Source organism: Chromohalobacter sarecensis (assembly GCF_023061135.1).
Taxonomy (GTDB): Bacteria; Pseudomonadota; Gammaproteobacteria; order Pseudomonadales; family Halomonadaceae; genus Chromohalobacter; species Chromohalobacter sarecensis.
Genome location: NZ_JAKGAN010000010.1, coordinates 1 through 21,271, shown reverse-complemented (window position 1 = coordinate 21,271; position 21,271 = coordinate 1). Strand labels below are relative to the sequence as shown.

The following is a 21,271-nucleotide window of genomic DNA, read 5'->3' as shown; positions in this document are numbered from 1 at the left end:
CCTTACTCGGCGCCAGAGAAGTCTTCGAGAGTCTCGCCGGCCGCCAGAGTGACGTATGCCTTGCGATATCCCTTGCGCAGACCAACACCGTGTTGCGTGCGCTTGGTCTTACCCTTGACGTTCAAGACCTGCACACCGGCGACCTTCTTTTCGAAGAGCGCTTCGACGGCTTTCTTGATCTCGGGCTTGGTCGCGTCCTGGGCCACCTTGAACACGTACTGGTTGTTTTCGGCGGCGAATGCGGCCTTCTCGGTCATGTGAGGCCCGAGCAGAACCTTGAATACGCGTTCCTGGTTCATCCCAGCTTCTCCTCGAATTTACGCAGAGCGGAAACGGTGACCAGCACCTTGTCAAAGGCAACCAGGCTCACCGGATCGGCAGCCGCGACATCCACCACATCGACGTAGGGAATGTTACGCGCGGCGAGAAACAGCTTTTCGTCGATATCTTCGGTGACGATCAGCGCTTTCTCGAGATCCAGGTCCTTCAGCTTGGCAATCAGCTGCTTGGTCTTGGGGGCATCCACCGCAATGCTGTCAACGACGACCAGACGTTCCTGACGCACCAGCTCGGAGAGAATCGAGCGCATGGCCGCGCGGTACATCTTACGATTGACTTTCTGGGTGTAGTCTTGCGGGCGTGCCGCAAAGGTCACACCACCACTGCGCCACAGCGGCGAGCGGATAGTGCCGGCACGCGCACGGCCGGTTCCTTTTTGACGCCACGGCTTCTTGCCGCCGCCACGTACTTCGGCGCGAGTCTTCTGTGCACGAGTCCCCTGGCGACCGGCTGCGAAGTACGCAGTCACGACCTGGTGGACCAGCGACTCGTTAAACTCTTTACCGAAGGTAGCGTCGGACACTTCGACAGTGCCGGTTTCGGCACCTGCGAGATTCAAATTCATCGGTCTCATACCCCTCAGCGAGCTTTAACGGCACTGCGTACGATGACTTCGCAGTCGGTCGCACCCGGCACGGCGCCTTTGACCAACAGCAAATTACGCTCGGCATCGACGCGCACGATTTCCAGGCTCTGGACAGTGACACGCTCATTGCCCATCTGACCGGCCATCTTCTTGCCCTTGAAGACGCGACCTGGCGTCTGGCACATACCGATGGAGCCCGGTGCGCGGTGCGCAAGCGAGTTACCGTGACCATTGTCTTGGGTGCGGAAATTCCAGCGCTTGACGGCGCCCTGGAAGCCCTTGCCTTTAGAGGTACCAGTCACATCGATTTTCTGACCGGCTTCAAAGAGGGATACGGTGATGTTGCCGCCCACCTTAGGAGTGTCTTCGCCTTCTGCCAGACGAAACTCCATCAATGCACGACCGGCCTCGACACCTGACTTGGCATATTGCCCTGCGGCAGCCTTGGTCAAGTGCTTGGCCTTGCGGGATCCCGAAGTCACCTGAATCGCGCTATAGCCGTCACTTTCGACGGTTTTGACGCGAGTCACGCGGTTCGGTTCGACCTCGATAACGGTTACGGGCACGGAGGCGCCATTTTCGGTAAAGATGCGGGTCATACCGCTCTTCTTACCGACCAAACCGATAGTCATGTTCAGTCTCCTTTAGTGTACGGGGCTATCACCCGCTATGGCTGCCCTTTCCAGAGCATTCCACTAGCACATTGTGTGACGCCATCCCGGCGTGGCGACCTTTTGGAAAAGCCGCTAGTGACTAGTGTGGTCAGTCGAGCTTGATTTGCACATCCACGCCAGCGGCGAGGTCGAGCTTCATCAGCGCGTCTACAGTTTTTTCCGTGGGTTCGACAATGTCGAGCACACGCTTGTGAGTGCGAATCTCGTACTGATCGCGCGCGTCCTTGTTGACGTGCGGAGAGATCAATACGGTATAGCGCTCGCGATTAGTCGGTAGTGGGATCGGACCACGGACCTGAGCACCCGTACGCTTCGCGGTATCCACGATTTCTTGCGCGGACTGGTCAATCAGGCGATGGTCAAAGGCCTTCAACCGAATGCGAATCTTTTGGTTCTGCATTAGCCTTAAACTCCAATGGATGTCGACGGCGCGAGCCGTCTACCCACGCATTCAAAGGATGCGCATTATAGGCAGGCTGACAGTGAGTGTCAAACATGCACAGAAAGGGGGCTCCCCAAAGGAGCCCCCTTCGATCATCGAAGGGCGAAACCCTTACTTGACAATCTTGGCGACAACACCGGCACCCACGGTACGTCCACCTTCGCGAACCGCGAAGCGAAGGCCGTCTTCCATGGCGATCGGTGCGATCAGCGTCACAGTCATCTGGACGTTGTCGCCCGGCATGACCATTTCGACGCCTTCCGGCAGCTCACAAGTACCGGTCACGTCAGTGGTCCGGAAGTAGAACTGCGGACGATAGCCCTTGAAGAACGGCGTATGACGACCACCTTCTTCCTTGGACAGCACATAGACTTCGGCTTCGAAGGTAGTGTGCGGATTGATCGTGCCCGGCTTGGCCAGGACCTGACCACGCTCGACGTCATCACGCTTGGTGCCACGCAGCAGCGCACCGATGTTCTCGCCAGCACGACCTTCGTCGAGCAGCTTGCGGAACATCTCGACACCGGTGACGGTCGTTTTCGCAGTGTCCTTGAGACCCACGATCTCGACTTCTTCACCGCTCTTGACGATGCCGCGCTCGACACGACCGGTTACGACAGTACCGCGACCGGAAATCGAGAACACGTCTTCGATCGGCATCAGGAACGGCTGATCGATGGCACGTTCCGGCTCCGGAATATACGCGTCCAGAGCTTTGATCAGGTTGGCAACGGCAGTGGTACCCATGCCGTTGTCGTCCTTGCCTTCCAGCGCCATCAGCGCGGAACCGATAACGATCGGCGTGTCATCACCCGGGAAGTCGTACTCGTTGAGAAGCTCACGAACTTCCATCTCGACCAGCTCGAGCAGTTCTTCGTCATCGACCATGTCAGCCTTGTTCAGGAACACGACGATGTACGGAACGCCAACCTGACGAGACAGCAGGATGTGCTCGCGTGTCTGCGGCATGGGGCCGTCAGCAGCGGAGCAGACCAAGATCGCGCCGTCCATCTGGGCGGCACCGGTGATCATGTTCTTGACGTAGTCAGCGTGACCCGGGCAGTCGACGTGCGCGTAATGGCGAACTTCGGACTGGTATTCGACGTGAGCAGTCGCGATGGTGATACCGCGCTCACGCTCTTCAGGCGCATTGTCGATAGTATCGAATTCGCGCCAATCGCCGCCGAAAACTTCCGCGGAAACGCGAGTCAGAGCCGCAGTCAGCGTGGTCTTGCCATGGTCGACGTGACCGATGGTGCCGACGTTGATATGCGCTTTGGAACGTTCAAATTTTTCCTTAGCCACTGCTATAACCTCTTTACGTTAGCTAACGGTTAACCATTCTGGTTGATGACGGCTTCAACGACGCTGGAGGGCGCCTCTTCGTAATCCGCAAACTCCATGGTGTAGCTTGCGCGGCCCTGGGTCTGAGAGCGCAGGTCGGTCGCATAACCGAACATCTCAGCCAGCGGCACCGTGGCGCGAATGACTTTCCCCATAGAGGAGTCATCCATGCCCTGTACGAGACCACGGCGACGGTTAAGGTCACCCATGACATCACCCATGAACTCCTCGGGGGTCACGACTTCGACCTTCATCACCGGCTCCAGCAGCACGGCCTTGGCCTTCGGTGCGCCTTCCTTGATCGCCATGGAAGAGGCAACCTTGAACGCAGTCTCGTTCGAGTCCACGTCATGGTAGGAACCATCGAACAGCGTGACCTTGACGTCAATCATCGGATAGCCCGCGATGACACCGTTCTGCAGCTGCTCATAGGCCCCTTTCTCGACGGCCGGCACGTATTCCTTGGGAACCACACCACCGACGATTTCGGAGGCGAACTTGAAGTTCATTTCTTCGTCTTCGCCTTTGTCTTCGGCCGTCAGCGGCTCAATGCGCAGCAGCACGTGACCGTACTGACCACGACCGCCCGACTGACGAACGAACTTGCCTTCCTGCTCGACACTGGCGCGAATCGTCTCGCGGTAGGCAACCTGCGGCTTACCGATATTGGCGTCGACTTTGAATTCACGACGCAGACGGTCAACGATGATATCGAGGTGAAGCTCCCCCATACCAGAAATGATCGTCTGACCGGTTTCCTCGTCGGTCTTGACGCGGAAAGAGGGGTCTTCCTGAGCCAATTTGCCCAGCGCGGTCCCCATCTTCTCCTGGTCGGGCTTGGATTTCGGCTCCACAGCGACCGAGATCACCGGATCCGGAAATTCCATGCGCTCGAGGATGATCTTGTCATGCAGATCACACAGAGTGTCACCGGTAGTGACATCCTTGAGCCCGATGCACGCGGCGATATCGCCCGCGTAGACTTCCTTGATCTCCTCGCGTGAATTGGAGTGCATCTGGACGATACGGCCCACGCGCTCCTTCTTGCTCTTCACGGAATTGAAGATACTGTCACCGGACTTGAGCACACCCGAGTAGACACGGATAAAGGTCAACGTACCGACGAACGGATCAGTGGCGATCTTGAAGGCCAGCGCGGCGAAGGGGGCCTTATCGTCAGCTTCACGCGTGGCGACAGTGCCATCCTTGTCGTCAAGCTCACCTTCGATAGCCTTGACTTCGGTCGGCGACGGCATGTATTCGATCACGCCATCGAGTACCGCCTGGACGCCCTTGTTCTTGAACGCGCTACCGCACGTTACCAGAACGATCTCGTTATCCAGGGTACGGCGACGCAAGCCAGCCTTGATGTCCGCCTCGGAGAGGGCACCCTCTTCGAGGTATTTATCCATCAACTCTTCAGACGCCTCGGCGGCGGCCTCAACCATTGCTTCACGATACTTTTCGGCGGTTTCCTTGAGCTCGTCGGGAATGTCGACCAGCTCATAGTTCATGCCATGGTTGGCCTCGTCCCAGAGAACGCCTTTCATCTGAATCAGGTCGATAACCCCTTTGAAGTTATCTTCCGCGCCCCAGTTGATCTGGATGGGAACGGTATTGGCGCCCAGCTTCTGCTTGAGCTGGTCGAGCACCATGAAGTAATCGGCCCCGGCACGGTCCATCTTGTTGACGAACACCATGCGCGGAACTTCATACTTGTTGGCCTGACGCCAGACTGTTTCGGTCTGGGGCTGCACACCGGAGGAGCCACACAGCACAACGACGGCACCGTCGAGGACACGCAAGGAGCGTTCGACTTCGATCGTGAAGTCAACGTGCCCCGGTGTATCGATGATATTGATGCGATGCTCATCGAACTGCTTGCTCATCCCCTGCCAGAAACAGGTAGTCGCAGCGGAGGTAATGGTAATACCACGCTCCTGCTCCTGCTCCATCCAGTCCATGGTGGCAGCACCATCATGAACCTCCCCGACCTTGTGCGACAGGCCGGTATAGAACAGAACACGCTCGGTAGTGGTAGTTTTCCCGGCGTCGACGTGAGCCACGATACCGATATTACGGTAGCGATTAAGCGGAGTCTTGCGTGCCACGATGGAATACCCCGTTGGTTAGAAGCGGTAGTGAGAGAAGGCCTTGTTGGCATCTGCCATGCGATGCACGTCTTCACGCTTCTTCACAGCAGCACCCTTGCCTTCGGCGGCGTCCAGCATTTCACCGGCGAGGCGCTGCACCATGGTCTTCTCACCACGACTGCGCGCCGCATCCACCAGCCAACGCATGGCCAGGGCCTGACGGCGAGAGGGACGGACTTCCACGGGCACCTGATAGGTCGCACCGCCAACGCGGCGAGACTTGACCTCGACCATCGGCTGGATCGTTTCCAGCGCCTTGTCGAAGATTTCCAGCGGCTCATCCTTGCTACGTTCGGCAACCCTGTCCAGCGCACCGTAAACGATGCGCTCAGCTACAGATTTTTTGCCGCTGATCATCAGGTGGTTCATGAACTTGGCCAGACGCTCACTTCCGAACTTCGGATCCGGAAGGATTTCGCGTTTGGCTACAACTTTTCTTCTAGGCATGATAAGCCCTCGTTTCGAAGGGTCCTTCAGGTAAACTCGAGACGACGCCGCGCGCGCTCGACCTTACTCTTATCTGACCGACAACAGTTGAAGTCTTGATCGCCTCGCGATCAAGACTTGGGACGTTTGGTACCGTACTTGGAACGGCCCTGACGGCGATTCTGAACACCGGAAGTATCCAGCGCGCCGCGAACGGTGTGATAACGCACACCCGGCAAGTCTTTTACACGACCGCCGCGAATCAGGACCACGGAGTGTTCCTGCAGGTTGTGACCTTCACCGCCGATATAGGAAGCGACTTCGTAGCCATTCGTCAGGCGCACACGGCAGACCTTACGCAGCGCCGAGTTCGGCTTCTTCGGGGTGGTGGTGTATACACGGGTGCAAACCCCGCGCTTTTGCGGGCAAGACTGCAGCGCCGGCACGTCGCTCTTGGCGGCCGGGCGCTTGCGCGGCTTGCGCACGAGCTGATTGATCGTTGCCATATCTGTAGCTGACTCCAATGGTTGCCAAACCTTTCAACATTGGGACAGGACGTACCCACCCCACTGTTAAAGGCTGCGCATTCTAATGTCTGGCGACGAGCCACGTCAAGTCCGCCGCCACGTGGACGCCGGACTTGACGGCATACGTCTAGAGGTCTTCGTCGTCGGCGTCCAGCGCAGTGAGCTGCGCGCCCAATTCCTGCTCGACATCGGAGGCGGACGGGTTGACCGTGTGCTCATCATCCTCGCGCTTGCGACGCCGCTCGGTATGGTGCGCCAATCCGGTCCCGGCGGGCACCAGGCGACCCACCACGACGTTTTCCTTGAGGCCGCGCAGGTAGTCGCGCTTGCCGGACACTGCCGCCTCGGTCAATACACGCGTGGTTTCCTGGAACGACGCTGCCGAGATGAACGACTCGGTTGCCAGGCTCGCCTTGGTGATACCCAGCAGCAAACGTTCGCATTTGGCCGGGAATTTACCTTCCTGTTCCAGGCGTGCGTTTTCCTCGAGGACGCGGACGTACTCCGCCTGATCGCCGGTGATGAAGGAAGAATCTCCGGCATCGGTGATTTCCACCTTGCGCAGCATCTGGCGCACGATCACCTCGATGTGCTTGTCATCGATGACCACGCCTTGCAGGCGATAGACGTCTTGGATCTCGACCGTGATGTACTTGGCCAGTTCCGCGATCCCGAGCAAGCGCAGGATGTCGTGGGGATTGCTGGGGCCATCAGAGATGACCTCGCCTTTTTCCACCGTCTCGCCTTCGAAAACACCAATCTGACGCCACTTGGGAATCAGCATTTCGACTGGATCGCCCTCTTCAGGCGTGACCGTCAGGCGACGCTTGCCCTTGGTTTCCTTGCCAAAGCTGATGGTCCCGGTGACCTCGGCCAGAATCGCCGGCTCTTTGGGCTTACGTGCCTCGAACAAATCGGCGACACGCGGCAGACCACCGGTGATGTCCTTATTGCCGGACGCTTCGACCGGGATACGCGCAATGACCTCACCGACCCCGACCTGGTCACCGTTTTCGCCCGCGATAATGGCTTTGCCGGGCAGCATGTACTGCACAGGGGTATTGGAGCCCGGCAGCGTGACATGCTCACCATTGTCATCGACCAACATGATCATCGGGCGCTTTTCACGACCAGAGGTCGGACGCGCGGCGGTCTCGATTACCTCGATGTTCGAAAGGCCGGTCATCTCATCCACGCTGCGGTGGATCGTGATGCCATCTTCCATATCGCTGAACTGGGCCTTGCCCTCAACCTCGGCCACGACCGGGTGAGTGTGCGGATCCCACTTGGCGACCGGCGTCCCACCTTCAACCACGTCGCCGTCGCGCACCGACAACTCGGCACCATACGGCAACTTGTAGTACTCGCGCTCGCGACCATGGTCGTCGGCGACGGCTAAGGCGCTCGAGCGGGAAACCACGATGAGTTTGCCGTCAGTGCGCTCGACATGCTTGATGTTATGCAGGCGTACCGTGCCGCCATGCTTGACCTGAACGCTATCGACGGCCGAGGCACGCGATGCGGCCCCCCCGATGTGGAAGGTACGCATGGTGAGCTGGGTACCCGGCTCGCCGATCGACTGCGCCGCAATGACGCCGACAGCTTCGCCGATGTTAACCTGATGGCCACGCGCCAAGTCACGGCCATAGCACGATGCGCACACACCATGCGACGTTTCGCAAGAAATCGCGCTACGTACGATGATCTCGTCCACGCCCATGGTATCGAGCTCGGCGCACCACGCCTCATCCAGCAAGGTGCCGCGCGGAATCAATATCTCGTCGTTGGCAGGGTCGACGACATCCTGCGCCACGACACGGCCTAGCACGCGCTGTGCCAGCGATACGATGACGTCGCCGCCTTCGATCACCGGGTGTACCGTCAACCCTTCATGCGTGTCGCAATCCTCTTCGGTCACCACCAAGTCCTGAGACACGTCCACCAGACGACGCGTCAAGTAACCGGAGTTAGCGGTCTTGAGTGCCGTATCCGCCAGACCCTTACGAGCGCCGTGCGTCGAGATGAAGTACTGCAGGACGTTCAGGCCTTCACGGAAGTTGGCGGTGATCGGCGTCTCGATGATCGAGCCATCCGGCTTCGCCATCAGCCCGCGCATACCCGCCAACTGACGGATCTGTGCGGCGCTACCACGTGCCCCGGAGTCGGCCATGATGAAGACACTGTTGAAAGAGTCCTGTTCGACCTGCTCGCCGTGACGGTCGGTGACGGTCTCCTTGGAGATCCCTGCCATCATCGCCTTGGCGACCTTGTCGTTGGCCTTGGACCAGATATCGATGACCTTGTTGTACTTCTCGCCCGCAGTCACTAGACCGGAGGAGAACTGATCCTCGATTTCCTTGACCTCGTCCTCGGCCCCGTCGACGATTTCCTTCTTCGAATCGGGAATGACGAAGTCGTTGACCCCGATCGACGCGCCCGACCAGGTCGCCAAACGGAAGCCGGTATACATCAGTTGGTCGGCGAAAATGACCGTGTCCTTGAGACCGGCACGACGATAGACGGCGTTGATCAGCGTCGAGATCGCCTTTTTCTTCATCGGCTGATCGACCAGCTCGTAAGGCATCCCCTTCGGCAGGATACGGAACAACAAGGCACGTCCTACGGTGGTGTCGTGCAGCGAGGTCGTGCCGATCAGTTCGCCGCTTGCCTCGTCCCGATCGTACTCGGTGAGACGCACCTTGACCCGCGCATGCATCGAGACACTTTCGGTGCCGAAGGCACGCTCGACTTCTTTAAGGTTGGCGAAGACCATGCCTTCGCCCTTGGCATTGATCTTCTCGCGGGTCATGTAATACAGACCCAACACTACGTCCTGGGACGGCACGATGATGGGCTCGCCGTTGGCTGGCGAGAGCACATTGTTGGTGGCCATCATCAGTGTCCGCGCCTCGAGCTGCGCTTCCAGCGTCAGCGGGACGTGCACGGCCATCTGGTCACCGTCGAAGTCGGCGTTATACGCCGCGCACACCAACGGATGCAGTTGAATCGCCTTGCCTTCGATCAACAGCGGCTCGAAGGCCTGGATACCCAGGCGGTGCAGCGTCGGGGCACGGTTGAGCATCACCGGGTGCTCGCGGATGACATCGGCGAGGATGTCCCACACTTCCGGCAACTCGCGCTCGACCATCTTCTTGGCGGCCTTGATGGTAGACGCTTGGCCGCTCGCTTGTAGCTTGGAGTAGATGAAGGGCTTGAACAGCTCGAGCGCCATCTTCTTGGGCAAGCCGCACTGGTGCAGACGCAACGTCGGACCCACGGTGATCACCGAGCGGCCTGAATAGTCGACACGCTTGCCCAGCAGGTTCTGGCGGAAACGTCCCTGCTTACCCTTGATCATGTCGGCCAGCGACTTCAAAGGACGCTTGTTGGAGCCGGTGATGGCACGGCCGCGACGGCCGTTGTCGAGCAACGCATCGACCGATTCCTGCAGCATGCGCTTCTCGTTGCGCACGATGATATCCGGCGCATTGAGGTCGAGCAGCCGCTTCAGGCGGTTGTTGCGGTTGATCACGCGGCGATACAGATCGTTGAGATCCGAGGTCGCGAAACGGCCACCGTCGAGCGGCACCAACGGACGCAGATCCGGCGGAAGTACCGGTAGCACTTCCATGATCATCCACGCCGGATCGTTACCGGACTTGTAGAAGGCCTCCAACAGCTTCAAGCGCTTGGAGAGCTTCTTGATCTTGGTTTCGGAGTTGGTCTGCGGCACTTCTTCGCGCAGACGCTCGATCTCTTCCCCAAGGTCGACATCGTTAAGCAACGCCTGTACGGCTTCGGCGCCCATGCGGGCATCGAAGTCGTCGCCGAATTCTTCCAGCGCTTCGAAGTACTGCTCATCGTTGAGCAATTGACCACGCTCGAGCGTGGTCATGCCTGGATCGATGACCATGAAGCTTTCGAAATAGAGCACACGCTCGATATCGCGCAGGGTCATGTCCAGGAACAAGCCGATGCGTGACGGCAGCGACTTGAGGAACCAGATATGCGCCACCGGCGCAGCCAGTTCGATATGTCCCATACGCTCGCGGCGCACGGCGGCCTTAGTAACCTCGACGCCGCACTTTTCGCAAATGATGCCACGATGCTTCATGCGCTTGTACTTACCGCACAAGCACTCGTAATCCTTTACCGGGCCGAAAATCTTGGCACAGAACAGGCCATCACGCTCGGGCTTGAACGTACGGTAGTTGATGGTCTCAGGCTTTTTGACTTCGCCGTAGGACCAGGAGCGGATCAGGTCCGGCGACGCGAGCGTAATCTTGATCGCATCGAATTCTTCGGACTGTGCCTGCGATTTGAGGACTTTCACCAAATCTTTCATGGGGTCGGCTCCGTAGCGGAGTTGTCATGAGCGGGGCCTGTAGGGCCCCGCGGACCGTCATTCGTCAGCGTGAAACGCTCAGCCTTCCAGCTCGATATCAATACCCAGCGAGCGGATTTCCTTCACCAATACGTTGAAGGATTCCGGCATGCCTGCTTGCATCGAGTGGTCGCCGTCGACGATGTTCTTGTACATCTTGGTGCGGCCTTCAACGTCGTCGGACTTGACGGTCAGCATTTCCTGCAAGGTATAGGCCGCGCCATAGGCTTCCAGCGCCCAGACCTCCATCTCGCCGAAGCGTTGTCCGCCGAACTGCGCCTTGCCGCCCAGCGGTTGCTGGGTCACCAGCGAGTACGAACCGGTGGAACGGGCGTGCATCTTGTCATCGACCAGGTGGTTGAGCTTGAGCATATACATGTAGCCCACCGTCACGGGGCGATCAAAAGTTTCACCCGTACGCCCATCGTAGAGCGTCATCTGACCGGAATCCGGTAGGTTGGCCAGACTCAAGAGATGCTTGATCTCATGCTCCTTGGCACCATCGAAGACCGGCGTCGCCACCGGCACGCCTGTGCGCAGATTCTTCGCCAGGGTGATGATTTCGTCATCGCTGAGCGAGTCGATATCCTCCTGGCGCGTCTCGGCGGTGTTATACACTTGCCCCAAGAAGTCGCGAATCTCTGTCAGCTGCTGCTGGCGTGCCTCGCGCAACATCTCGTTGATCCTCACCCCGAGCCCCCAGGCTGCCATGCCCAGGTGCGTCTCGAGGACCTGACCGACGTTCATGCGCGAGGGCACACCCAGCGGGTTGAGCACCACATCGACCGGTTCGCCATTGTCATCGAACGGCATGTCCTCGACGGGCATGATCGATGAAATGACACCCTTGTTACCATGGCGACCCGCCATCTTGTCGCCGGACTGGATGCGGCGCTTCACGGCGAGGTAGACCTTGACGATCTTGAGCACGCCCGGTGCCAGGTCGTCGCCCTGAGTCAACTTACGCTTCTTGTCTTCGAAACGCTCGTCCATCTCTTTGCGACGTTTTTCCAGCTGCTCATCGGCCTGGGCCAAGAGCTCGTTGAGCGCCTCGTCCTGCATACGCAGCTTGAACCACTGACTGCGCGGCAGCTCGTCAAGATAGGCCTCATCGAGGATGTCGCCCTTCTTGAGCTTGGGACCGCCGTTGACCGGCTGACCGAGCAAGGTGCGCTTGAGGCGCTCGAAGGTCGCTTCTTCGGCGATGCGATAAGTTTCCTGAAGATCCTTGCGCACCTCATCGAGCTGACTTTGCTCAATGGATAGGGCGCGCGAATCCTTATCGACGCCATCGCGGGTGAAGACCTGCACGTCGATGATCGTGCCTTTCATCCCCGTCGGCGCACGCAGCGAGGTGTCCTTCACATCGGACGCCTTCTCGCCAAAGATCGCACGTAGCAGCTTCTCTTCAGGCGTCAGCTGGGTTTCACCCTTGGGTGTGACCTTACCGACCAGGATATCGCCGGGGCCGACCTCGGCACCGATATAAACGATACCTGCCTCGTCGAGCTTACCGAGCGCCGCTTCACCGACATTGGGAATGTCCGATGAGATTTCCTCGGCGCCCAGCTTGGTGTCGCGAGACACGCAAGTCAGCTCCTGGATGTGGATGCTGGTGAAGCGGTCCTCTGCGACCACACGCTCCGAGATGAGGATGGAATCCTCGAAGTTGTAGCCGTTCCACGGCATGAACGCCATGCGCATGTTCTGACCCAGTGCCAGATCACCCATGTCGACGGAAGGTCCGTCGGCCAGGATATCGCCGCTTGCCACGGTGTCGCCAGGGCGCACGATCGGGCGCTGGTTCATGCACGTGTTCTGGTTGGAACGCAGGTACTTGGTGAGATTGTAGATATCGACGCCCGCTTCACCGCCGATGATCTCATCTTCGTTGATGCGTACCACGATGCGTTTGGCATCGACCGAGTCGATCACCCCGCCGCGCCGTGCAATCGCACAGACGCCAGAGTCACGCGCCACGAAACGCTCCATGCCCGTACCGACCAGCGGCTTCTCGGCACGCAGGGTCGGCACGGCCTGACGCTGCATGTTCGAACCCATCAAGGCACGGTTGGCGTCATCATGCTCGAGGAACGGAATCAGGGCCGCGGCCACGGAAACCACCTGACGCGGCGACACGTCCATCAACGTGACCTTATCCGGCGCCATGAAGGTCGTCTCGCCGCGGTGGCGGACCTGAACCAGGTCGTCAACCAGTTTACCGTCTTCGTCCACCGTGGCCGACGCCTGGGCGATGACGAAGTCACCTTCCTCAATGGCCGACAGGTGCACGACATCGTCGGTAACCTGACGGTCATTCACCTTGCGATACGGTGTTTCCAGGAAGCCGTAGCTATTGGTATGACTGTAGGTCGCCAACGAGTTGATCAGACCGATGTTCGGGCCTTCCGGCGTCTCGATCGGGCACAGACGCCCGTAGTGCGTGGCGTGAACGTCGCGCACTTCGAAGCCGGCACGCTCGCGGGTCAGACCACCCGGCCCCAGCGCGGAAACACGGCGCTTGTGCGTGACCTCGGAGAGCGGGTTGTTCTGGTCCATGAACTGGGACAGCTGCGAAGAACCGAAGAACTCCTTCACCGCGGCTGCCACCGGCTTGGCATTGATCAGGTCCTGCGGCATCAGGCCTTCGCTCTCCGCCATGGAGAGACGCTCCTTGACCGCGCGCTCGACGCGTACCAGCCCCACACGGAACTGATTTTCCGCCATTTCACCGACGCAACGAATACGGCGGTTGCCCAGGTGGTCGATATCATCGACGTCACCGAAGCCATTGCGGATATTGATCATCTCCCGAAGGACGTCGAGGATATCCTGATTGTCGAGGATCCCCGAGCCGGTATCTCCCTCGCGCCGCAGACGGCGGTTGAACTTCATCCGACCGACACCCGATAGATCGTAGCGATCCTCGGTGAAGAACAAATTGTGGAACAGCGTCTCGGCCGCTTCCTTGGTCGGCGGTTCCCCGGGGCGCATCATGCGATAGATCTCGACCAGCGCCTCGAGTTGAGAACGTGTCGTGTCGATCTTCAGCGTATCGGAGACGAACGAGCCCGCGTCGAGATCGTTGGTGTACAACGTCTCGAGCGTGGTGATGCCCGCCTGGCCAAGCGTTTCAAGCAGCTCGGGGGTAATTTCCGTATTGCACTCGCACACCAGCTCACCGGTATTCGGATCGACCTGATCCTTGGCCAGCGTCTTGCCGAACAGATATTCCATCGGCACATCGAGGCGCTCGAGGCCGGCTTTTTCCATCTGGCGAATATGCTTCTGGGTAATGCGGCGACCTTCCTCGACGATGAGGTTGCCCTCGCCGTCCTGAATATCGAAGGTCGCCGTTTCACCGCGCAGCCGTGACGGCACCAGCTCGACGCTGAAACCCTTCTTCTCGACATGGAAGGTACTGGTATCGAAGAACGTCTCGAGGATCTCCTCGGCACTCATGCCCAACGCGCGCAGCAATACCGTGGCCGGCAGCTTGCGGCGACGGTCGATGCGCACGTAGACGTTGTCCTTGGGATCGAACTCGAAATCCAACCAGGAGCCGCGATACGGAATGATACGCGCGGAGTACAGCAGCTTACCGGACGAGTGACTCTTGCCCTTGTCGTGATCGAAGAACACCCCCGGCGAGCGGTGGAGCTGGGAGACGATGACACGTTCGGTACCATTGACAACGAAGGTACCGTTTTCAGTCATCAGGGGGATTTCCCCCATGTAGACTTCCTGCTCTTTAATGTCCTTGATCGCCTTGTTGGACGAGTCCTTATCGTAGATGATCAAGCGCACCTTGACCCGCAGCGGCGCCGAATAGGTCACGCCACGCAGCTGGCATTCCTTGACGTCGAACGCCGACGTGCCAAAGCGGTAGCTGACATACTCGAGAGCGGCATTGCCGGAAAAGCTCTCGATAGGGAACACGGACTTGAAAGCAGCATGCAAGCCGACGTCGAGGCGTTCTTCAAGCGCCCGGTCCTGCTGGAGGAAGTCGTAGTAGGAATCAAGCTGAATGGCCAGCAGGTAAGGCACATCCATTACTTGTGGCAGTTTGCCGAAATCCTTGCGGATGCGTTTTTTCTCAGTGTATGAGTAAGCCATCTGTATTCCCCAGCTTGTTCACCTTGGGTGACCGGTGCGTGGTCGGCGCCGCCTGAAGGGACTTCCCGTCAGGCGCTGACGGCAAGCCCTTACGAGAGCTCGCCGTCGGAATTCGTCTAGTCAGACATGTGACATTCTGGCTAGTAGCAACAGAAAAAGGCCGGCAGCGGGAAAGCCCGCCGCCAGCCATGAAGCTTACGCAGCGCGTAAAGCCATGGTCACCGGAATTACTTGAGTTCCACGGATGCGCCAGCTTCTTCCAACTTGGTCTTGGCTTCTTCGCCATCGTCCTTGGACATGCCTTCTTTGAGGGTCGCCGGGGCGCCGTCGACGGCTGCCTTGGCTTCCTTGAGACCCAGACCAGTAATCTCACGAACCACCTTGATGACGTTAACCTTCTTCTCACCAGCGCCGGTCAGCACCAGGTCGAACTCGGTCTGCTCTTCAGCTTCTTCGCTTTCGCCGCCACCCGGGCCAGCCACAACAGCGGCAGCCGCAGAAACACCGAACTTCTCTTCCATCGCGGAAATCAGCTCAGCCACTTCCATGACGGACATTTCGGCGACGGCGTTGATGATATCTTCTTGAGTCAGTGCCATTGTCAAATTCCTAACTTTGCGGGAGCCTCATAGCATGAGGACTCATTGATACAATATTGGTGCCAGCGCGGTTCAGCCTGCCCTTAGGCGGCCTCTTCCTGCTTCTGGTCACGCAACGCAGCGAGTGTACGAACCAGCTTGCCAGCCGATGCTTCCTTCATGACGGACATCAGCTTGGCGATGGCTTCATCATGTGTCGGCAGCGTCGCCAGGCGATCAAGATCGGAAGCCGGGATGAACTCGCCTTCGTATGCCAGCGCCTTGATCTCGAAATCTTTCTCATTCTTGGCAAACTCCTTGAACAGGCGAGCGGCAGCGCCCGGATGCTCATAGGAAAAGGCCAACATGGTCGGACCCGAGAACGTCTCGTTGAGGCACTCCCAAGGAGTACCTTCGAGGGCGCGGCGTGCCAGCGTGTTGCGCACAACACGAATCTGCACACCATTCTCGCGGGCCTGCTTACGCAGTTCGGTCATGGCGCTTACCGCCACACCGCGAGAATCGGCAACGACGACGGAGAGCGCATCTTGTGCGGCTTCACTGACCTCGGCAACGATCGCTTTCTTGCCTTCGAGTGCTAATGGCACAGTGATCACTCCTTCGTACCGGACGCCTGTGAAGGCGTTCCAGTGGTTACCATCTCCCCCATCTTCGCTTGTCGCGAGAGGAGGCCTGGGTGATGGTGCTCACCAGAAGACTGGCGGCTACACCATCTGCGCAGGCGGCTTTTGAGGCCCATTAAGCCGCGCTCATCGAAGAAGCCCGGCACCTGCGGTCTTTGACGGTGCCCCGCCGCCACGTCTAGACGCCGTGTACGGGGACCGCAAAGTTACTGCCTTTTCCCGCGACTCACACGAACGGCGTGTGATCCACGGTCAACCCTGGCCCCATGGTAGTGGACAGGGTGATTTTCTTGAAGTAGATGCCCTTGGACGTACTCGGCTTGAGACGCTTGAGGTCACCGATCAATGCATCGAGGTTGCCCTTGATAGCATTGGCGTCGAAATCCACCTTACCGATGGCGGCATGAATGATGCCGTTCTTGTCGGTACGGAAACGAACCTGGCCTGCTTTCGCGTTCTTCACGGCAGTGGCGACGTCCGGCGTTACGGTGCCGACCTTGGGGTTAGGCATCAGTCCACGCGGACCGAGGATCTGGCCCAATTGCCCAACGACACGCATGGCGTCCGGTGCGGCGACTACCACATCGAAATCCATGTTGCCTTTCTTGACGTCGGCTGCCAGCTCGTCCATCCCCACGATATCGGCACCGGCCTCTTTTGCGGCATCGGCAGCAGCGCCTTGCGCAAAGACAGCAACACGAGCGGTTTTGCCCGTACCGTTAGGCATGACGGTAGCGCCACGCACTACTTGGTCGGATTTACGCGGGTCGACGCCGAGATTGATCGAAACTTCGACGGATTCCTTGAACTTGACCGCAGACACTTCGGACAACAGGGCGACAGCATCTTCCAAAGTGTAGACCTTGGAATTATCGACCTTTTCCTGGAGCATCTGAGCGCGCTTGGTAAGCTTGGCCATGATCAGAGACCCTCCACGTTGAGGCCCATGCTACGGGCACTGCCTGCGATGGTGCGCACAGCCGCATCAAGGTCGGAAGCCGTCAAATCGGGCTCCTTGGTCTTGGCAATTTCTTCCAACTGCTCACGCGTCACGGTGCCGACCTTGGTCTTGTTCGGCACGCCAGAGCCTGACTTGATTCCCGCTGCTTTCTTCAACAACACTGCGGCGGGCGGCGTCTTGGTGATGAACGTGAAGCTGCGGTCAGAATAGACCGTGATTACGACCGGCGTCGGAAGGCCCGGCTCAATATCCTGAGTCTCAGCGTTAAACGTCTTGCAGAACTCCATGATATTGACGCCGTGCTGACCCAGCGCGGGGCCCACGGGGGGACTCGGATTGGCCTTACCCGCTGCGACCTGCAGCTTGATATAGGCCTGTACTTTTTTCGCCATATTGGACTCCAGTTGGGTGCTAGCGCCTTGCGGCTCCCCGTTTCAGCAAGACCCGAAGGTCTCTACGACATGCACCGGCCACTAACGAGCCGGCACCTTGTATTCAGTCTTTTTCGACCTGGGCGAACTCGAGTTCGACCGGCGTTGAGCGCCCGAAGATCAGCACGCTGACATGCAAGCGGCTCTTCTCGTAGTTGACCTCTTCCACTACGCCGTTGAAATCGGCAAAAGGGCCATCCACGACACGCACGGTTTCGCCCGGGTCGAAGAGCGTTTTGGGACGCGGCTTATCTGTACCGTCCTGCACGCGACGCAAGATGCCATCAGCTTCTTTTTGCGTAATTGGCGCTGGCTTTTCCGGTGTACCGCCAATGAACCCCATGACACGTGGCGTCTCATTCACCAAATGCCAGGTGGCGTCGGTCATTTCCATCTCGACCAGCACGTAGCCGGGATAGAACTTGCGCTCACTCTTGCGACGCTTGCCGTCACGCATCTCGACGACTTCTTCGGTCGGCACCAGAATTTCGCCAAACTGGTCTTCCATGCCATACATCTTGACGCGCTCATGGAGAGAGCGCATCACATGCTTTTCGAAACCGGAATAGGCGTGGACGACGTACCAACGCTTGGACATGAAAACTCCTAACCTATGATGCCGGACATGGCCCAGCCGAGAAGCGTATCGATCAGCCACAGCAGGATGCCGACCAATACCACGGCTACCAAGACGATCGCAGTGGTCTGAATTGTCTCGGGGCGCGTCGGCCACACCACCCGCTGAATTTCTTTACGCGATCCGCGAGCCAGCTCAGCCAACTCACGCCCCTTGGTCGTGGTCAAGGCCACCGCCGCAGCGGCGACGCCAAGCACGACGACGCCCAGAGCGCGATACAGCAGCGCTTGATCGGCAAAATAAGCATTGCCTGCCACCGCCAGAACGACAAGAACGACGACGACCGCCCATCTGGCGGCATCGAAACGCGACCCTTGCACCTCGGCGCTTTGTTTCATGGAAAAGGAACTCCTAAAGGCGCGGCAAGCGTAACAAGAAAAATAAAGGAAGAACCAGCACTGAGGAAGGCTGGCAGGCCAGGAGGGAATCGAACCCCCAACCTGCGGTTTTGGAGACCGCTGCTCTGCCAATTGAGCTACTGGCCTATACTCTGCAACCTGACGCTTTACTGGTAGGCTTTTGCCACAGCGCGCGCCATGTTAGCTAACTACAACCAGGAAGGCAACCCAATTGTATCGCACACAAGGCGAGGAGCGTGCCTCGCCCAATAATGGAGCTCATGGACGGATTTGAACCGTCGACCTCACCCTTACCAAGGGTGTGCTCTACCCCTGAGCTACATGAGCTTAACTTGGAGCGGGCAGCGGGGATCGAACCCGCATCATCAGCTTGGAAGGCTGAGGTTCTACCATTGAACTATGCCCGCTTACCCACTTGTCGCTTACACCCTACGGGCTTGCGGTCAAGCATCTAATCTGGTGGAGGGGGAAGGATTCGAACCTTCGAAGCTTTCGCGGCAGATTTACAGTCTGCTCCCTTTGGCCACTCGGGAACCCCTCCAACGTGGCGACGAATTCTACGGCTTTTGAGAAGTGTGTCAAGCACTTAATTTACAATGCTTTTCTCTCGCCATGAGCCCGTCGACTCGAAACGCGCCGCATTGTGTCAAAGCAGCATTGAGAATGCAAGTCCGGCCCGGACTTTTTCCAGGGGAGGAACAGGGGGTGGCAACGGCGCCCCCGCTAGTCGCCCGGCGCGCTCCGCCGCCGTCAACGGATAGCATGTTTCAAGCCCGGCATAAACCATATCGGGCCATACTGCATGCGGGATACGCAGTCCTCGTGATACTACACGGGCATCACCTCCCGTCAGGAGCAGAGGTAGCGCAATGCCTTCCCGATCGCACACTTCGCTATAGATACGATTAACAGCGCTCACCGCCGACATGTAGATGCCGTGATTGACTGCCTCGACCGTATTGCGTCCCGGCGCCAGTAGCTCATCTGCTTCACTGTCAGGGTCAATGGCCACATTACGCGTCCCCAGCTTGAGGCTTTCCTTCATCAAGCGCAGCCCAGGAATGATATACCCTCCAAGATGGCGTCCACCGGGCAGCACAAAATCCATGGTGATGGCGCTGCCACAATCGACACTGCAGCAGCCCCCGGTCAACTGATAGCCCGCAAGCACCCCCATCCAGCGATCAACGCCAAGACGCCCGGGCTCATCGTAACCACAGCTGACACCAAGCGCTTCGGGCGTAGAACGCGCCACATGCACCACACCGACCTGGCGTCGCAGTAGCGTCACGGTATCGTGCAATACGGATTCTCGCGCGACGCTCGAGATACGCACAGCCTCTACAACATCGAGATCTGGTATGTCGGCGCCTGGGCGCCACTCTTCTCGTGTCCAGACAGCCCCGCGAGAGCGAATCTCACTGCTCGCAACATCTTTCAGGCGCCACTTCGACAAGGTATTGCCGATATCGAGATCCAAAATCATGAGCGCGCGCGCAAGCTGATTTCACCACCGGCCAACAGCCGGACTTCCCCATTCACATCGACTTGCAAGTTCCCAGCGGCATCCACGCCCTTGGCAACAGCCGCATAGGTACGCTCACCCTGCGCGACATCTACCTTGAGCCCGGCATAGGCATTGCGCCGATTCCAGGCGTCACGCCATGGCTCGAAGCCATGCTGTTCGAAACGGGGCAGCATTCCCAGCAAAGCTTCCACCAATGATGCAGACAGTGCATTACGCGTGATATCAGATCTCACGTCATTCAGGGCAGCCACGGGTTGATCCACATCATCTCGTGCGGCGGCGGGCAAGGCGACATTGAGACCAATCCCAATGACGACCTCACAGGGTCCAGCGACATCACCACTCATCTCCAGAAGGATGCCGGCCAACTTTGCCGTGCCGCTTTCTCGCTGCAACAACACGTCATTGGGCCATTTAAGCACCACAGGCACGGAGAGATGCTCCAGCACTTCGGCTAGCACCACGCCCACGGCCAGACTCAAGCCTTCCAGCGCCGACGCGCCTTCATCGAAACGCCATCCCAGCGAGAACAGCAGGCCACTTCCCCAGGGGCAGATCCAATGACGACCACGCCGGCCACGCCCGGCACCCTGACTCTCCGCCAAGCATACCTCAGCATGCCCAGCGCCCTGCTGAAAGCGCTCACGCAAAAAAGTATTGGTCGAAGGCAGCGCGTCTTCAACGAAAAGGCGGGTCAAATGATGACGTGGCTCCGCTGGCAGACGCTCGATGATAGCCGGCCCGGACAGCAGATCCAGCGGTGCGGCCAAGCGATACCCTTGACCCTTTACCGCTTCCAGCTGCAACCCCATTTTCTCCAGCTTTTTGAGCTGCTTCCAGACCGCCGTGCGCGAAACGCCCAGTTGCTCGCCCAATTGTTCGCCAGAGTGATACTCACCGTCGCTCAGCAAACGGATCAGATCACCAATCGTCATTCAGATCATCCCCGTCGGGAAAAAAAGCCATTCTATCGAAATGCGCTCCGTCGGGGGAGCATAGCCGACCAAAGCGCAATAAATTACTTTGTCAGGAAACAAGTTTAGCCACCGAGTGCGCCGGAGGCCTTCTAACTTGCTGCTTTTTAAGGCTGTATAAACGACAAAACCCCCGCTTCATTCGAAGCGGGGGTTCTGAAATAAATG

At 58.6% G+C, this 21,271-nt stretch carries 18 protein-coding genes and 4 tRNA genes; all 22 read right to left on the bottom strand.

The window, feature by feature from the left end; genetic code table 11:
- Positions 1 to 2 precede the first annotated feature (2 nt).
- The 22 genes from rplW to L1071_RS13985 all read right to left on the bottom strand — a co-directional run bounded on the left by rplW (position 3) and on the right by L1071_RS13985 (position 21,064).
- The gene (rplW, locus tag L1071_RS14090; protein ID WP_040239417.1) at positions 3 to 299 is read right to left on the bottom strand and encodes a 50S ribosomal protein L23; all 297 of its coding nucleotides are present in this window, start codon (positions 297 to 299) and stop codon (positions 3 to 5) included.
- A complete protein-coding gene (gene rplD / locus L1071_RS14085) occupies positions 296 to 904 on the bottom strand; it encodes a 50S ribosomal protein L4 (protein WP_246976030.1) in 609 nt (202 codons plus the stop codon). The genes rplW and rplD overlap by 4 nt, the downstream gene beginning before the upstream one ends.
- Before the next feature lie 14 nt (positions 905 to 918).
- Positions 919 to 1,557 (bottom strand): 50S ribosomal protein L3, encoded by a 639-nt coding sequence (gene rplC / locus L1071_RS14080; RefSeq protein ID WP_246976027.1) that lies wholly within the window; start codon positions 1,555 to 1,557, stop codon positions 919 to 921.
- Between the two features lie 130 nt (positions 1,558 to 1,687).
- A complete protein-coding gene (gene rpsJ, locus L1071_RS14075) occupies positions 1,688 to 1,999 on the bottom strand; it encodes a 30S ribosomal protein S10 (protein ID WP_011505728.1) in 312 nt (103 codons plus the stop codon).
- Positions 2,000 to 2,152: 153 nt separating this feature from the next.
- Positions 2,153 to 3,346, bottom strand: a complete 1,194-nt coding sequence (gene tuf / locus L1071_RS14070; RefSeq protein WP_246976025.1) for an elongation factor Tu — start codon at positions 3,344 to 3,346, stop codon at positions 2,153 to 2,155.
- A gap of 29 nt (positions 3,347 to 3,375) precedes the next feature.
- Positions 3,376 to 5,496: an elongation factor G gene (gene fusA, locus L1071_RS14065; protein ID WP_246976022.1), complete on the bottom strand. Its 2,121-nt coding sequence runs from the start codon at positions 5,494 to 5,496 to the stop codon at positions 3,376 to 3,378.
- An 18-nt stretch (positions 5,497 to 5,514) separates the two neighbouring features.
- The gene (gene rpsG, locus L1071_RS14060; protein ID WP_246976019.1) at positions 5,515 to 5,985 is read right to left on the bottom strand and encodes a 30S ribosomal protein S7; all 471 of its coding nucleotides are present in this window, start codon (positions 5,983 to 5,985) and stop codon (positions 5,515 to 5,517) included.
- Between the two features lie 110 nt (positions 5,986 to 6,095).
- Complete coding sequence (rpsL, locus tag L1071_RS14055; RefSeq protein ID WP_040239433.1) at positions 6,096 to 6,470, bottom strand: 30S ribosomal protein S12; 375 nt, start codon at positions 6,468 to 6,470, stop codon at positions 6,096 to 6,098.
- Positions 6,471 to 6,618: 148 nt separating this feature from the next.
- A complete protein-coding gene (rpoC, locus tag L1071_RS14050) occupies positions 6,619 to 10,836 on the bottom strand; it encodes a DNA-directed RNA polymerase subunit beta' (protein WP_246976015.1) in 4,218 nt (1,405 codons plus the stop codon).
- 78 nt (positions 10,837 to 10,914) lie between these two features.
- Complete coding sequence (gene rpoB / locus L1071_RS14045; RefSeq protein WP_246976012.1) at positions 10,915 to 14,991, bottom strand: DNA-directed RNA polymerase subunit beta; 4,077 nt, start codon at positions 14,989 to 14,991, stop codon at positions 10,915 to 10,917.
- A gap of 227 nt (positions 14,992 to 15,218) precedes the next feature.
- On the bottom strand, positions 15,219 to 15,590 hold the full coding sequence (gene rplL, locus L1071_RS14040; RefSeq protein ID WP_246976009.1) for a 50S ribosomal protein L7/L12: 372 nt from the start codon (positions 15,588 to 15,590) through the stop codon (positions 15,219 to 15,221).
- A gap of 83 nt (positions 15,591 to 15,673) precedes the next feature.
- A complete protein-coding gene (gene rplJ / locus L1071_RS14035) occupies positions 15,674 to 16,177 on the bottom strand; it encodes a 50S ribosomal protein L10 (RefSeq protein ID WP_246976007.1) in 504 nt (167 codons plus the stop codon).
- A 262-nt stretch (positions 16,178 to 16,439) separates the two neighbouring features.
- Positions 16,440 to 17,132, bottom strand: coding sequence for a 50S ribosomal protein L1 (gene rplA, locus L1071_RS14030; RefSeq protein ID WP_246976003.1), 693 nt, complete (start codon positions 17,130 to 17,132; stop codon positions 16,440 to 16,442).
- Between the two features lie 2 nt (positions 17,133 to 17,134).
- Positions 17,135 to 17,566: a 50S ribosomal protein L11 gene (gene rplK / locus L1071_RS14025; protein ID WP_040239445.1), complete on the bottom strand. Its 432-nt coding sequence runs from the start codon at positions 17,564 to 17,566 to the stop codon at positions 17,135 to 17,137.
- Between the two features lie 103 nt (positions 17,567 to 17,669).
- The gene (gene nusG / locus L1071_RS14020) at positions 17,670 to 18,203 is read right to left on the bottom strand and encodes a transcription termination/antitermination protein NusG (RefSeq protein ID WP_040239448.1); all 534 of its coding nucleotides are present in this window, start codon (positions 18,201 to 18,203) and stop codon (positions 17,670 to 17,672) included.
- Between the two features lie 8 nt (positions 18,204 to 18,211).
- Complete coding sequence (gene secE, locus L1071_RS14015; RefSeq protein WP_246976000.1) at positions 18,212 to 18,580, bottom strand: preprotein translocase subunit SecE; 369 nt, start codon at positions 18,578 to 18,580, stop codon at positions 18,212 to 18,214.
- A gap of 71 nt (positions 18,581 to 18,651) precedes the next feature.
- Positions 18,652 to 18,727, bottom strand: a tRNA-Trp gene (locus tag L1071_RS14010).
- A gap of 126 nt (positions 18,728 to 18,853) precedes the next feature.
- Positions 18,854 to 18,928, bottom strand: a tRNA-Thr gene (locus L1071_RS14005).
- 6 nt (positions 18,929 to 18,934) lie between these two features.
- Positions 18,935 to 19,008: transfer RNA gene (locus tag L1071_RS14000), tRNA-Gly, on the bottom strand.
- A gap of 50 nt (positions 19,009 to 19,058) precedes the next feature.
- Positions 19,059 to 19,142: transfer RNA gene (locus L1071_RS13995), tRNA-Tyr, on the bottom strand.
- Between the two features lie 105 nt (positions 19,143 to 19,247).
- Entirely contained in the window at positions 19,248 to 20,087 is an 840-nt protein-coding gene (locus L1071_RS13990) for a type III pantothenate kinase (protein ID WP_246975998.1), read from the bottom strand.
- On the bottom strand, positions 20,084 to 21,064 hold the full coding sequence (locus L1071_RS13985; RefSeq protein ID WP_246975994.1) for a biotin--[acetyl-CoA-carboxylase] ligase: 981 nt from the start codon (positions 21,062 to 21,064) through the stop codon (positions 20,084 to 20,086). The genes L1071_RS13990 and L1071_RS13985 overlap by 4 nt, the downstream gene beginning before the upstream one ends.
- Positions 21,065 to 21,271: the final 207 nt, after the last annotated feature.

What these genes read in the sequence shown, in the direction of transcription:
- rplK (WP_040239445.1), bottom strand. Translation starts at nt 17,566, where the DNA reads ATGGCGAAAAAAGTACAGGCCTATATCAAGCTGCAGGTCGCAGCGGGT.
- rpoC (WP_246976015.1), bottom strand. Translation starts at nt 10,836, where the DNA reads ATGAAAGATTTGGTGAAAGTCCTCAAATCGCAGGCACAGTCCGAAGAA.
- rplL (WP_246976009.1), bottom strand. Translation starts at nt 15,590, where the DNA reads ATGGCACTGACTCAAGAAGATATCATCAACGCCGTCGCCGAAATGTCC.
- rplA (WP_246976003.1), bottom strand. Translation starts at nt 17,132, where the DNA reads ATGGCCAAGCTTACCAAGCGCGCTCAGATGCTCCAGGAAAAGGTCGAT.
- L1071_RS13990 (WP_246975998.1), bottom strand. Translation starts at nt 20,087, where the DNA reads ATGATTTTGGATCTCGATATCGGCAATACCTTGTCGAAGTGGCGCCTG.
- rpsG (WP_246976019.1), bottom strand. Translation starts at nt 5,985, where the DNA reads ATGCCTAGAAGAAAAGTTGTAGCCAAACGCGAAATCCTTCCGGATCCG.
- rplC (WP_246976027.1), bottom strand. Translation starts at nt 1,557, where the DNA reads ATGACTATCGGTTTGGTCGGTAAGAAGAGCGGTATGACCCGCATCTTT.
- nusG (WP_040239448.1), bottom strand. Translation starts at nt 18,203, where the DNA reads ATGTCCAAGCGTTGGTACGTCGTCCACGCCTATTCCGGTTTCGAAAAG.
- rplW (WP_040239417.1), bottom strand. Translation starts at nt 299, where the DNA reads ATGAACCAGGAACGCGTATTCAAGGTTCTGCTCGGGCCTCACATGACC.
- secE (WP_246976000.1), bottom strand. Translation starts at nt 18,580, where the DNA reads ATGAAACAAAGCGCCGAGGTGCAAGGGTCGCGTTTCGATGCCGCCAGA.
- rplD (WP_246976030.1), bottom strand. Translation starts at nt 904, where the DNA reads ATGAATTTGAATCTCGCAGGTGCCGAAACCGGCACTGTCGAAGTGTCC.
- rpsL (WP_040239433.1), bottom strand. Translation starts at nt 6,470, where the DNA reads ATGGCAACGATCAATCAGCTCGTGCGCAAGCCGCGCAAGCGCCCGGCC.
- rpoB (WP_246976012.1), bottom strand. Translation starts at nt 14,991, where the DNA reads ATGGCTTACTCATACACTGAGAAAAAACGCATCCGCAAGGATTTCGGC.
- rpsJ (WP_011505728.1), bottom strand. Translation starts at nt 1,999, where the DNA reads ATGCAGAACCAAAAGATTCGCATTCGGTTGAAGGCCTTTGACCATCGC.
- L1071_RS13985 (WP_246975994.1), bottom strand. Translation starts at nt 21,064, where the DNA reads ATGACGATTGGTGATCTGATCCGTTTGCTGAGCGACGGTGAGTATCAC.